The following is a 12,099-nucleotide window of genomic DNA, read 5'->3' as shown; positions in this document are numbered from 1 at the left end:
CGTGGATCGTCCTGCAGAGTTGCGAACGTCCTGCGCGTGACGCCTCGTCGTCATGCGTGGAACGGGGCGAGATGCGCACCGCGACTGATCGCGGCGATGAGGATCCGCTCGACGCTCGGCCAGTCGTACATGATCTGCGCGTAGGAGAACCGGAACACGGTGTAGCCGCGCAGACGCAGCTCGGCGTCGTGCGCGATGTCACGGGTGCGGTCTGCCGACGACGAGTGATAGGCCCAGCCGTCGACCTGGACGATGAGGTGCGTGCCGATCACGAAGTCCACGTCGTGGCCGGCCAGATGCACCTGAAGCGCAGGCGCACGCCCCAGCCGGTCAGCCGCACGTGGAAGATCGTCTCCAGCGAGGATCCGGTGTCGTTGCGCGCGTGCTCGGCGACCCGACGCGCAGCCGTGCTGCGCCACTTCACCTGCTGCAGGGAATCCAGGGTGATCGCCTCGGTGCGGATCGCCGATTCCCAGATCGCCGTCGCCTGGTCGAGTTCGAAGCACTCCGCTGCGTGGGCGAGCGCGTCTTCCACCGACGCCTCCAGGGATCTCGGCCGAGTCGGGCCGAGCGGCTTCGCCCAGTGCGCCCGAAGGCTGTCCTCCCGGATCGACTCGTGTCCCGGCAGGTGGACATGCAGCGCATCGTCCGCCTCGGGCGGCACCCACCACTTCCTCCGTCGCGCCAGAGAGACGCAGGTGAGCGCGCCACCGGCCGCAGCTGCTCGTTTCAGCTCGACCGGAGCGGACGGGAGCGCGATCCATCTGGCGCGGATGCGCTGAACCCCGCCCGTGCGGATCACGGCCCGCACCCGGACAGGAGAGAAGCCGGCCGCCGCGGCGTCGTCTCGGTGACCGATGCCTTCGCGAAGAGAGAGCCAGGTGAGCAGATCCATGCGGACAGCCTGCGGTGCGGCAGAGGCGAGCGGGAGCCGATCTGCGGAACAGGGGGACAGGTCGCGCCGACATGCCGATGTGGAGGACGAGCCGCCGCCGGCGGGCGGTCGTGCACCCGCCGTACGTTGTGCAGGACGTCGGCGACTCTGCAGGATGGATCCGGAGGAATTTTCCTATGGAACTGCAATCGTCCTGTGGAGTGGTGCGCCGTGCGCGCGCGGGCGACGCCCCCACCATGACGGACGGCCGAGGCGGCGAGTGCGAGATCGGTAGGCTCGAGGCGTGGATCCGTTCTGGGCCGCGGCCGCGGAATTCTGGTGGGTCGCGCCGGTGCTCGCCGGCGGGGCGGTGCTGAGCGTGGCCGGCGCACGGCAGCGGCTCCGCTCCGGCGGCCGTCGCCTCGGGTACGACGCCGCGCGGCTCGATCTGCGGAACGCCCTGCGAGAGGCGAACGAGTCCCGCGTCGCCGTGCGCGTCGCCCGGGCCGAGCTCACGGGCCTGGTCGCGGGCCGCGCCGCGGGGGCGACGGATGCAGCGACGGTCGCCGAGGCGCGTCGCCTCGCCCGCGACGCCGAGCAGCGTTCGCGCGCCGCGGCGGCCGCGGTGCGCGCGCGGCGCGCCCAGCTCGACGCGGCCCGCGCGGAACTGGCGATCGGCGCGGATCCGCAGCGCCGTCCCCTTCCGCGCACCCTCGCGGCGCACGACGCGGTGCTCACCCGCTGGATGGCCTACGAGACCGATCCCGGCCTGCTCCTCGCCTTCCCGACGATGGGCGATGCGCGGGATCCCTCGACGCACGCCTTCCTGACGGCGATGGCCGAGGCCCGTGATGCGCGACCCGCGCCGACCGCCAAGGTGACGCCCGCGGAGTTCGGCGCCTATCGCGACGCCGTGGACCGCCTCCGCCGCACCTTCGGCCTGGCGGAGGCCGACGCCCGGGCGCGCGCGGAAGGACGGGATCCGCTCAGCGAGCGCGAGCGTGCGGAGCGCGCGACCGGATGGCAGGACGCGGCGCAGCAGGTGCTCGCGCTCTCGTCGGACGTGCTGGACCGCGCCACGGACGCGGCGGCCTCCTGGGTCGCTGCGTGGAACGCCCGCGGCCGGGGCTCGAAGCGTCGCGACGGGCGCGACTGAGAAGAGGGCGGCGGAGGACCGGCGGGCCGTCGGTCGGCGGCTCCGGTGCCGATGTGCAGGGCATCCGGGGCGCGACTCGAGGTGACGGAGGACGACGGGGCTTCGATGGGGGAGGGGATTCGAAGCCCCGCCGCCGGTCTCAGATTACTGTGCAACCCGGCCGTACCGTGCAACTCGGCCGCACCGAAGATCAGAAACGGATCTCGGCGATCACTTCCGCGTACTCGGTCTCGCCGACCGGGCTGAAGCCGACGCGCTGGAAGAACGCCTCGGGACCCCCGTCACCGGCTTCGTAGATCACGTTCAGATGCTCGAAGCCGCGCGTGCGCGCCTCGGCGATCATGCTCTCGACGGCGAACCGACCGACGCCGCGGCCCTGGTCGTCGGCATCGACGTTGATCCGCCACAGGACGGAGCGGAAGTGCTCCTCGGGGGCGTCGTGATCGAAGTTCGCACTGACGAAGCCGACGACCTCGTCGCCGTCCAGCACGACCCGCTGCCAGCTGGTCTGCGGGTTCATGACGGTCGAGGCGATGCCGTAGGAGACCGGCGCGAGGTACTGCTCCTGCCCGGGCTTCAGGGAGAGGTTGTTGACGGCGACGATCGTCGCCGCGGACAGTTCGACCAGTCGCAGTTCCGTCATGGTCCCCAGGCTAACCCCTGGACGGCGCTCGTGGCGGAGCGCGGTGAAACGTGGGGAGAAGTTCATCTTCGGCCCGGACCGGCCGGAGCAGGCCGCGACGGTCCGGATCCGCACGGAGCAGGACCGGGGGAAGGTATCTTGGTATCGAGACAAATCCTGCGTGAAATCCGCCCTGTGCGAAACGGAGACCCCGGTGACCGACGACGCCATCATCTACACCTACACAGACGAGGCGCCGGCTCTGGCCACGGCCTCGCTGCTGCCGATCGTCCAGGCCTACGCCCACCAGGCGGGGGTCGACATCGAGACCCGCGACATCTCGCTCGCCGGCCGGATCCTGGCCGCCTTCCCGGAGCGCCTGAGCGCAGGGCAGGCCGTCGGCGACGCGCTCGCCGAGCTCGGGGGACTGGCCACCACCCCCGAGGCCAACATCATCAAGCTGCCGAACATCTCGGCCTCCATCCCGCAGCTCAAGGCGGCCATCGCCGAGCTGCAGCAGAAGGGCTTCGACGTCCCGGACTATCCGGACGACGCGAACACGGTCGAGGAGAAGGACGTCCGCGCCCGCTACGACCGCATCAAGGGCTCCGCGGTGAACCCGGTGCTGCGCGAGGGCAACAGCGACCGCCGCGCCCCGCTCGCGGTCAAGAACTACGCGAAGAAGCACCCGCACCGCAACAAGGCGTTCGGCGCCGGATCCAAGACCCGCGTCGCGACCCTCGGGCACGACGACTTCAAGGCGAACGAGAAGAGCTGGGTCTCGCCCGGCGACGACGTGCTGACGATCCAGCACGTCTCCGGCGACGGCCAGGTCACCGTCCTCAAGGAGAACCTCAAGGTGCTCCCCGGCGAGATCGTCGACGCGACCTTCCTGAACGCGGCCGCCCTCGACACCTTCCTCGCCGAGACCCTCGCCACGGCGGCGGCCGAGGACGTGCTGTACTCCGTGCACCTCAAGGCCACGATGATGAAGGTCTCCGACCCGATCATCTTCGGCCACGTGGTGCGCGCCTACTTCAAGGACGTGTTCGCGACCTACGGCGACTCGCTCGCCGCCGCCGGGCTCACCGGCAACGACGGACTCGGCGCCATCCTCGCCGGCCTCGCGAACGTCGAGGGCGGCGCCGAGATCGCGGCGGCGTTCGCGGCGGCGATGGACAACGGCCCGCGCCTCAGCTACGTGAACTCGGACAAGGGCATCACGAACCTGCACGTGCCGAGCGATGTGATCGTGGACGCCTCGATGCCCGCGCTGGTGCGCAACGGCGGCAAGCTGTGGGGCAAGGACGGCGGCGAGGCCGACACCCTCGCGGTCATCCCCGACTCCTCCTACGCCGGCGTCTACCAGGCCACGATCGAGGACGTCATCGCGAACGGCCCGCTGGATCCCGCCACGATCGGCACCGTGCCGAACGTGGGCCTGATGGCCCAGGCCGCCGAGGAGTACGGCAGCCACGACAAGACGTTCGAGATCGCCGCGGACGGCCGCGTGCAGGTCGTGAACGCGGCCGGCGAGGTCGTCCTCGAGCACGAGGTGCACAAGGGCGACATCTGGCGCGCGACGCAGACCAAGGACGTCCCGGTGCGCGACTGGGTCAAGCTCGCCGTGAGCCGCGCCCGCGCGACCGGCGCTCCCGCCGTCTTCTGGCTGAACCCGGCGCGCTCGCACGACGCCGCGCTGATCGCCAAGGTGACCGAGTACCTGAAGGACTACGACACCACCGGGCTGACGATCGAGATCCTCACCCCGGAGGAGGCCACGCGCTACTCGCTCGCGCGCATGCGCAAGGGCGAGGACACCATCTCGGTGACCGGCAACGTGCTGCGCGACTACCTCACCGACCTCTTCCCGATCCTCGAGGTCGGCACGAGCGCGAAGATGCTGTCGATCGTCCCGCTCCTCGCGGGTGGCGGCCTGTTCGAGACCGGGGCGGGCGGGTCCGCGCCGAAGCACGTGCAGCAGCTCGTCGAGGAGAACTACCTGCGCTGGGACTCGCTGGGCGAGTTCTTCGCGCTGGCCGCCTCGTTCGAGCACTACGCCGACCGCACGGGCAATGCGAAGGCCGCGATCCTCGCGAAGACCCTCGACGCGGCGACCGGCACGTTCCTGGAGAACGACCGTTCGCCGGGCCGCGCGCTCGGCACGATCGACAACCGCGGCAGCCACTTCTACCTCGCGCTGTACTGGGCGCAGGAGCTGGCGAAGCAGACGGAGGACGCGGAGCTCGCCGCGGTGTTCGCCCCCGTGGCCGCGGCGCTCGCCGCGGACGAGGACCGCATCGTCGCCGAGCTCACCGCGGTGCAGGGCAAGCCCGCCGAGATCGGCGGCTACTACCGTCCCGACGGCGCGCTGGTGGCGAAGGTCATGCGCCCGTCCGCCACGCTCAACGCGGTCGTCGACGGCCTGAGCTGATCGGAACGCCGAAGGGGCGGACGCGCGCTGCGTCCGCCCCTTCGGCGTCTTCGCTCAAGGCCCGCGGATGCGGGAGGATCCGGCTCAGTAGTGGACGTTGACCTCGGTGCCCTGCGGGCTCCAGTCGAACAGCCACTCGGCGCGCCACTCCGGCATGCCGACGCAGCCGTGGCTCATCGGGGTGCCCCAGTTGTCGTGCCAGTACACGCCGTGCAGCGCCTCGTCGCCGTTGAAGTACATGACCCACTTCACATCGGGCTGGTAGTAGAACGGCGCCTTCGTGAGGTCGGTGTTGCCCATGTTCTGGCTGTCGAGCTTCCAGTTCACGGTGAACGAGCCGGTGTGCGTGGCGAAGTCGCCGCGGCCCGAGGAGATCAGCCAGGAATCCACGACGTTGCCGTTCTCGGTGACCGTCAGCGTCTCGGTGCTGAGGTTGACGTCGATCTTGCGCAGCAGCGTCGTGGAGGCGAACGGGGTGTCCTTGACCGGCAGGGCGAAGCTCCCCTTGCCCTCGGCGAGCTGCGCGGCGAACGCGGCCGCCGCTCCGGAGACGTCGCCGAGCTGCCGCCCGGCGACGCCGGGGGTCACGTCGTCGAGCACGGAGCCCGAGGAGTCGACGATGCTGGTGGCGTTGACGGGCGCCCGGTTGACGAGTGCGGGCAGCGCATCGACCGACTTCTGGATGGCCGCCTGGTCGGCCCGGATGGTGAGCTTGCCGTCCTCCGGGGCGACGGTGAGCCACTTCGAGGCGGTCGCCGCGTCGATCGGGACGGTGCGCTCGGTGCCGACGTAGAAACCGACCGTGGAGAGCAGGGTGTTGAGCTCGCCGACCGTGGCCGCGGCGTCCTTGTCGCTGATCGCCGGGGAGACCGCTGCAGGCTCGGCCCGGAACGACAGGGTGCTGCGACCCTTCTCCGCCGCGTCGGAGATCGCCGCGGTGAGCGCCTTCAGGTCGATTCCGGAGCCGTTCTTGGCCGGCGTCGCGGTGTAGCCCGCGCCGGTGAACGACACGGTGGCGTCGGTGGCGTCCTGATAGACCGTGGGCACCTGCGCGCGCAGCGCGTGATCGGCGGCCCGGTCGTCGAGGGTGAGGGGCGCGCTGATCGGCGCGGCCATCCAGCTCGTGATGTTCCACATCGGGCGCTCGGCGAAGGCCTTGTCGGCGAGCTTGGTCGCATCGACGCGGACGCCCAGATCGGATCCGGTGACCTGCTTGCCGCCGCCCTCTCCGGTGAGCGTGACCTGCATCCCGTTCAGGTGGTTGCTCACGGCCTCGGCCGCGGCGCCCGCCGTCATGCCGCCGACCTGCACGCCGGCGATCGCGGTGCCGGGGGCGATGAGGATCGTCGAGGCGGCCCCGAGACCGAGCGCGATGACACCCAGTCCGATGCCGATCCAGCGGCCGATGTGGCGCTTCTTCTTCGGTGCGTCCTCTGCGGGAGCCCACTCCACGGGGCGGTCTCCTGCGCCGTCACCGCCCGCGGACTCCGCGGAACCGGTCGCATCCGTGCCGTCGACGATCGCGTTCTCCTCGGTCGGAGCCCCCGCTGCCGTTGCCAGATCCGTCACGTGCACACCCCCCTGCTTCAGAGCATTGTCAGTCTTTCCAGGATACGCGAAGCCATATCACAAAACGGCAACGGAGGCACATCGGTGGAGGGTCACGTGGAGCCAGGCGGGCGGACGCGTGAGACGGCATGACGGGAAAGCCGGGCCTGGGCCTGCGGATCCGGTAACCTGTGGCAGGTCCCGAAACGCGCCACGCGCGTGAGGGCTTGATTTTCACCTCGTTCGTAAGGTGTACTTACAAACATGGTCGCACGAATGAGCAGGGTCGCCCGGTGAGCGCGGAGAACGGCGGCGCGAGTCCGCACCGCTTCGGGTCGGCGCGCCAGCTGCGCACGAGCACCAAAGTGCTGCCCGAGCACGCCCGCGGGCACAACAGGGCTCTCGTCCTGCAGACGCTCTACCACTCCGGCGCCATGAGCCGTGCCGATCTCTCCCGTGAGACCGGACTGACCCGCGTGACGATCTCCGACCTCGTCGGGGAGTTCATCCACGACGGGATCGTCGTGGAGAGGGGCATCCGGGAGACGACCGGCCCCGGCAAGCCGCCCATCCTCATCGACATCGCCCGCGAAGGGCACCGCATCGTCGGTCTCGACCTCTCCGGTCCCGGAGTCTTCGAGGGCGCCCTGATGAGCCTCGACGGGGTCGTCCTGGAGCGCCGCGAACTGCCGCGGCCCGCCGGGGGCACCGCGGCCTATGAGGCGGTGCGCTCCCTCGCCGAGGAGCTGGTCGCCCTGTCCACCGTGCCCGTGCTGGGGGTCGGCGTCGGCGCTCCGGGCATCGTGCGACCCGATGGGGTGGTGCTGAACTCGCCGAACCTCGGCTGGAGCGACTTCCCGCTCGAGGCACTGCTGGGGGCGGCGCTCGATCTGCCGGTGCTGGTGCGCAACGACGCGAACGCGGCGGTCCTCGCCGAGTACACGTTCGGCCAGGCGCTGCCCGACATGCTGCTGATCCGGATCGGCCGCGGCGTCGGCGCCGGGCTCATCTCGGACGGCCAGCCGCTCGTCGGGAGCAGGTACGCGGCCGGCGAGATCGGCCACGTCGTGGTCGGCACCGACGGGGGACCGCGCTGCGCCTGCGGCAAGCACGGCTGTCTGGAGGCGTGGCTGAACGCCACGAGCCTGCGGGCGCGCATCGCCGAGGATCCCGCCTCCGAGGAGGAGGTCCTCCGCGAGGCCGGAACCAGGCTGGGAGTGGCCATCGCCCCGATCGTGGCGGCCCTCGACCTGTCCGAGATCGTGCTCTCGGGTCCGGCGGATCTGCTCGCGGGCACCCTGATCGACGCCGCGCGCAGCACGCTGACCGCGCGGACCCTCGAGGGCGTGTTCGACGACCTCGTGATCCGTCTCACCGCCCAGGACGACATCGTGCTGCGTGGCGCCGCCGTGATGGTGCTCTCCGGCGAACTGGGCGTGTCATGAGCGCGATCCGGGTGGGCCTGGACGTCGGCGGCACGAAGATCGAGGCGCTCGCGCTCAGCGCGGAGGACACGATCCTCGCGCGCACGCGGATCCCGACGGGCTGGGGTGACGAGGGCGTCATCGCCGCCGTGTTCGCCGCGATCGCGGCGCTGTCCGACGAGGGGGGCTTCACCGCCAGCGAGGTGATCTCGATCGGCATCGGCATCCCCGGCCTCGTCGATGCCGCCGGCGGACGGGTGCTGCACGCGGTGAACCTGGGGGTGGAGGAGCTCGACCTCGCGGCGGCGATCCGCGCGCGGATCCCCGTCCCGGTCGCCGTGGAGAACGACGTGAAGGCCGCCGCCGTGGGGGCGGGGTCGCTTCGCGGCGACTCCCGGTCGATGGCCTACCTGAACCTCGGCACCGGGGTCGCCGCCGGCATCGTGATCGACGGCGTGCTCTGGCGCGGCGCGCGCGGCACCGCCGGAGAGGTCGGGCATCTCTCGGTGGATCCGGCGGGCCGCGTGTGCGGCTGCGGACAGCACGGCTGCATCGAGACGTTCTGCGGCGGGGGCGCCGTCATGAAGGCCTGGGGCCGCGGCGGGGAGCTGCCCATCCGCGACATCTTCGATCTGGCCGAGACGGGGGACCCGCTGGCCGCCGAGCTGCGCGCGGGGATCGCCTTCGGCGCCGCCTCGGCCGTGCGCAGCCTGGTGCTCAGCGCCGACGTGGAGACCGTCGTCATCGGGGGCGGGATCACCGCCCTCGGCGACCGGCTGCTCGACGACCTCCTCGCGCGACTGCGCCGCGAGAACGCGGAGTCGCCGTTCCTCGCCTCGCTGCGGCTGGACGAGCGCGTCGAGCTGCTGCCGGCGGGATCGCCGGCGGCCTCTCTCGGCGCCGCTCTGGTGGGCGCCGCGCTGCGGGAGGGCGAGAACCCGCACACAGGTCGTGTCATCCTGGGCGCGGGTGCCGCGCCGAGCATTCCCGTCGGGACCGGACGTCCCGAGATCGAAACAGAAGGAGCCGTGCATGGCTGAAGTCGTCATCGTCGAGAACTCCGCCGCCGCGGGTGAGCTGGTGGCCGCCGAGATCGGCCGGCTCATCGCCCGCCGCTCCGACGCGGTCCTGGGGCTCGCGACCGGATCCACGCCGCTGCCGGTGTACTCGGCCCTGCGCACGCAGCTGAAGGGGGTCGATCTGTCGCGGGTGCGGGGCTTCGCCCTGGACGAGTACGTCGGGATCGACCCGTCGCACCCGGAGAGCTACCGCTCGGTGATCACGCGGGAGGTCGTCGAGCCCCTGGGCCTGACCCCATCGCTCGTGCACGTGCCGGACGGATCCGAGGACGGCATCGAGCATGCCGGAGCCGAGTACGACGCCAAGATCCACGCGGCGGGCGGCGTCGACCTGCAGCTGCTCGGCATCGGCACCGACGGGCACATCGGGTTCAACGAGCCGGGCAGCTCGTTCGCGTCCCGCACCAGGGTGAAGACGCTCACCGAGCAGACCCGCGAGGACAACGCCCGCTTCTTCGATTCCCCCGACCAGGTGCCGATGCACTGCATCACCCAGGGGCTCGGCACGATCCTCGAGGCGCGCCACCTGGTCCTGCTCGCCTACGGTGCGGGCAAGGCGCAGGCGATCGCGGACGCGGTGGAGGGTCCGTTGTCGGCCTTCGTCCCCGGATCGGCGATCCAGCTGCACCCGCACGCCACGGTCGTCGTGGACGAGGAGGCGGCGTCGAAGCTCAAGCTCGCGGACTACTACCGCTACACCTTCGCGCACAAGCCGTCGTGGCAGGGGATCTGACAAGACCCCGCCGGGGCTGCCGGGCGAGCACCGACTCGCTCAGCGGCCCCTCACGCCGGGCCACGCCAGCGGGAGCAGGTGCTCCTCGCTGAGCGGGGCCAGCGGCAGCGTCTCCGCATCGGCCGGCGTGATCCAGCGCAGCTCGGCGAGTTCGGCCTGCACGCGCACGTCGGCCGGCTCGGCCGTGGTCGCGAACGCGGTGGCGATCACGCGGTGCCCGGGTTCGTTGGCGGCGGCCGAGACGAACACGCCCAGCGGCACCAGCGCGTCCTCCTCGATCCGCAGGCCGAGCTCCTCGTGCAGCTCCCGGGCGAGCGTCTGAGCGGGCGTCTCGCCCGCCTCGGGCTTCCCGCCGGGCTGCATGAAGCGCTCGGTCCCCTCCTTGCGCACCACGAGCACGCGTCCGGCGCCGTCGGTGATGATCGCGGCCGAGACGTGGATGTCAGGCATGGGGCTCCTCGGAGGTGTGCGCGGCGGCGGGTCGTGGATCGGCGGCCTGCGGTGCGAAGACGCGGCCGGGCGCGAGGATCCCGCGCGGGTCGAAGACCCGGACGATCTCGCGCTGCAGCTCCCACTGATCCTCGCCGAGCTCGTCGGCGAGCCAGCGGCTCTTGAGGATGCCGATGCCGTGCTCGCCGGTGAGCGTGCCGCCGAGGCGGAGTGCGGCGCGGAACAGGTCGTCCGCGGCCTGCCAGACGCGGTCCGGGATCTCGGGTCCCGGCACGATGAAGTTCGGATGCAGATTGCCGTCCCCGGCGTGCGCGACCGTGGGGATCACGATGCCGTAGGCCGGCTCGATCCGGGCGATCTCGTCGAACATCGCGGGCAGCGCGCTGCGGGGCACGGACACGTCCTCGATGAGCGTGGTCCCGAGGCTGGCCATCGCCGCGTGCATTGAGCGGCGGATCCGGAGCAGCTCCTCGCCTTCCGCGGGATCGTCGGTGACGGTCACCGCGCCGCCCGCCTCGCGCAGGACCGTCGCGATCCGGTCGGCCTCGGCGGCGGCCGAACGGCCGTCCGTCCGGATGGTGAGCTGGGCGAGCTCGGCGGCAGGAGGCTCGAGCTGCAGCAGGGCGTGCACGGCGGCGAGGCTGTGCGCGTCCATGAGCTCCATGATCGCCGGCTGCGCACCCGACGCCGTCACGGCCGCCGACGCCCGTGCGGCGTCGCGCACCGCGGGGAAGGTCGCCACGATCGTGCATTCGGCGCCCGGCTCGAGGCGGCGCAGCTTGAGGGTGGCTCCGACGATCACGCCGAGTCGTCCCTCGGATCCGATCACGAGGGAGGTCAGATCCAGGCCCGTCACGCCCTTCACACTGCGATGCCCGAGGTGGAGCAGGCGTCCGTCGGCGAGCACGAGGTCGACCGCCAGCACGGCGTCGCGGACCACGCCGTACTTCGCGCAGAGCAGGCCGCCGGCCCCCGTGGCGATGTTCCCGCCGACCGTCGAGATGTCGCGACTGGCCGGATCCGGCGGCCACCACAGCCCGAGCGGAGAGAGCACCGCGTCGAGTTCGCCGTTGAGGAGTCCCGGTTCGACGACCGCCAGGAGGTCGTCGGGGCGCACCTCGAGCACGCGCCGCATCCGCAGGGTGGAGAGGACGATCTCGCCCGCGCCGGCGATCGCGGCTCCGGCGAGCCCGGTTCCGGCGCCGCGCACGACGACGGGCGTCCCGGTGTCGTGCGCGATGCGCAGCACGGCCTGCACGTCGGCGGTCGACGTGGCGTGGACCACGGCGAGCGGCGGCGTCGGGGACGAATGGCCCGAGCGGTCGGCCCGGGCGGCGTCGAGGGCTGCGGAACCGGTGTCGACGAGCTCTCCCAGGGCGGCTCGCAGCCGCTCCAGCACCGAGTCGCCCACGGCAGCCCTCAGGACAGGGCGCGGCGTCCGGCCAAGAGGCCGGACGCGACCGCGACGACGGCGAAACCGATGCCGATCCAGGCCTGACCCATCGTCCACCAGGCGACGGTCACCCCGGCGTAGACGACGAGCTCGACGGCGGCGCGGAGGAACGGATGCACGGCCAGCACCGGCCGCGGCGACAGGAACAGCGCCCAGAGCAGCAGGGTGATGACGGGCGCGCCGATCGCGGCGACGAGGTTCCACGGCAGGGTCCACGCGACCAGGCCCCACAGGGCCAGGGACGCCAGCGCGGCGACGAGGACGACGACGCGGACGATGTCGAGCGGCGTGGCGCGCGGCAGCATGCCCTGAGGCGGGGTCGGCAC

At 71.7% G+C, this 12,099-nt stretch carries 12 protein-coding genes; 5 read left to right on the top strand and 7 right to left on the bottom strand.

All coding sequences use genetic code 11. From position 1 onward, the window contains the following. Positions 1 to 50 precede the first annotated feature (50 nt). Positions 51 to 272, bottom strand: coding sequence for an endonuclease domain-containing protein (locus tag J8G10_RS01200; protein ID WP_251438656.1), 222 nt, complete (start codon positions 270 to 272; stop codon positions 51 to 53). Then, positions 269 to 895: a DNA helicase gene (locus J8G10_RS01195; protein WP_251438655.1), complete on the bottom strand. Its 627-nt coding sequence runs from the start codon at positions 893 to 895 to the stop codon at positions 269 to 271. The genes J8G10_RS01200 and J8G10_RS01195 overlap by 4 nt, the downstream gene beginning before the upstream one ends. Positions 896 to 1,178: 283 nt before the next feature. Here J8G10_RS01195 and J8G10_RS01190 point away from each other — a divergent pair, with 283 nt between their 5' ends. Continuing rightward, positions 1,179 to 2,030, top strand: coding sequence for a hypothetical protein (locus J8G10_RS01190; protein WP_251438654.1), 852 nt, complete (start codon positions 1,179 to 1,181; stop codon positions 2,028 to 2,030). A gap of 190 nt (positions 2,031 to 2,220) precedes the next feature. Here the strand turns inward: J8G10_RS01190 and J8G10_RS01185 are convergent, their stop codons facing one another. Next, complete coding sequence (locus J8G10_RS01185; RefSeq protein ID WP_251438653.1) at positions 2,221 to 2,673, bottom strand: GNAT family N-acetyltransferase; 453 nt, start codon at positions 2,671 to 2,673, stop codon at positions 2,221 to 2,223. A gap of 193 nt (positions 2,674 to 2,866) precedes the next feature. On the opposite strand from J8G10_RS01185, the gene J8G10_RS01180 reads away from it, so the two are divergent. Next, positions 2,867 to 5,086: an NADP-dependent isocitrate dehydrogenase gene (locus tag J8G10_RS01180; protein ID WP_251438652.1), complete on the top strand. Its 2,220-nt coding sequence runs from the start codon at positions 2,867 to 2,869 to the stop codon at positions 5,084 to 5,086. Positions 5,087 to 5,170: 84 nt separating this feature from the next. Here the strand turns inward: J8G10_RS01180 and J8G10_RS01175 are convergent, their stop codons facing one another. Beyond that, positions 5,171 to 6,655, bottom strand: coding sequence for a L,D-transpeptidase family protein (locus J8G10_RS01175; RefSeq protein WP_251438651.1), 1,485 nt, complete (start codon positions 6,653 to 6,655; stop codon positions 5,171 to 5,173). A gap of 272 nt (positions 6,656 to 6,927) precedes the next feature. Here J8G10_RS01175 and J8G10_RS01170 point away from each other — a divergent pair, with 272 nt between their 5' ends. Genes J8G10_RS01170 through nagB form a run of 3 tightly spaced genes read left to right on the top strand, consistent with a single transcriptional unit; the run spans position 6,928 to position 9,870 of the window. Continuing rightward, a complete protein-coding gene (locus J8G10_RS01170; RefSeq protein WP_251438650.1) occupies positions 6,928 to 8,079 on the top strand; it encodes an ROK family transcriptional regulator in 1,152 nt (383 codons plus the stop codon). Continuing rightward, positions 8,076 to 9,098, top strand: coding sequence for an ROK family protein (locus J8G10_RS01165; RefSeq protein WP_285813933.1), 1,023 nt, complete (start codon positions 8,076 to 8,078; stop codon positions 9,096 to 9,098). The genes J8G10_RS01170 and J8G10_RS01165 overlap by 4 nt, the downstream gene beginning before the upstream one ends. After that, the gene (gene nagB / locus J8G10_RS01160) at positions 9,091 to 9,870 is read left to right on the top strand and encodes a glucosamine-6-phosphate deaminase (protein WP_251438649.1); all 780 of its coding nucleotides are present in this window, start codon (positions 9,091 to 9,093) and stop codon (positions 9,868 to 9,870) included. Before J8G10_RS01165 ends, nagB begins: the two co-directional genes overlap by 8 nt. A 39-nt stretch (positions 9,871 to 9,909) precedes the next feature. Here the strand turns inward: nagB and J8G10_RS01155 are convergent, their stop codons facing one another. From J8G10_RS01155 to J8G10_RS01145, 3 genes are read right to left on the bottom strand one after another with little or no spacing between them, the layout of a single operon-like run. Next, complete coding sequence (locus J8G10_RS01155; protein ID WP_251438648.1) at positions 9,910 to 10,320, bottom strand: NUDIX domain-containing protein; 411 nt, start codon at positions 10,318 to 10,320, stop codon at positions 9,910 to 9,912. Continuing rightward, a complete protein-coding gene (locus tag J8G10_RS01150; RefSeq protein ID WP_251438647.1) occupies positions 10,313 to 11,731 on the bottom strand; it encodes an FAD-binding oxidoreductase in 1,419 nt (472 codons plus the stop codon). The genes J8G10_RS01155 and J8G10_RS01150 overlap by 8 nt, the downstream gene beginning before the upstream one ends. Before the next feature lie 8 nt (positions 11,732 to 11,739). After that, on the bottom strand, positions 11,740 to 12,078 hold the full coding sequence (locus J8G10_RS01145; protein ID WP_374208750.1) for a YrdB family protein: 339 nt from the start codon (positions 12,076 to 12,078) through the stop codon (positions 11,740 to 11,742). Positions 12,079 to 12,099: the final 21 nt, after the last annotated feature.

Source organism: Microbacterium sp. USTB-Y (assembly GCF_023703415.1).
Taxonomy (GTDB): Bacteria; Actinomycetota; Actinomycetes; order Actinomycetales; family Microbacteriaceae; genus Microbacterium.
The sequence above is the reverse complement of the archived record's forward strand: the minus strand, read 5'-3'. Positions and strand labels throughout refer to the sequence as shown.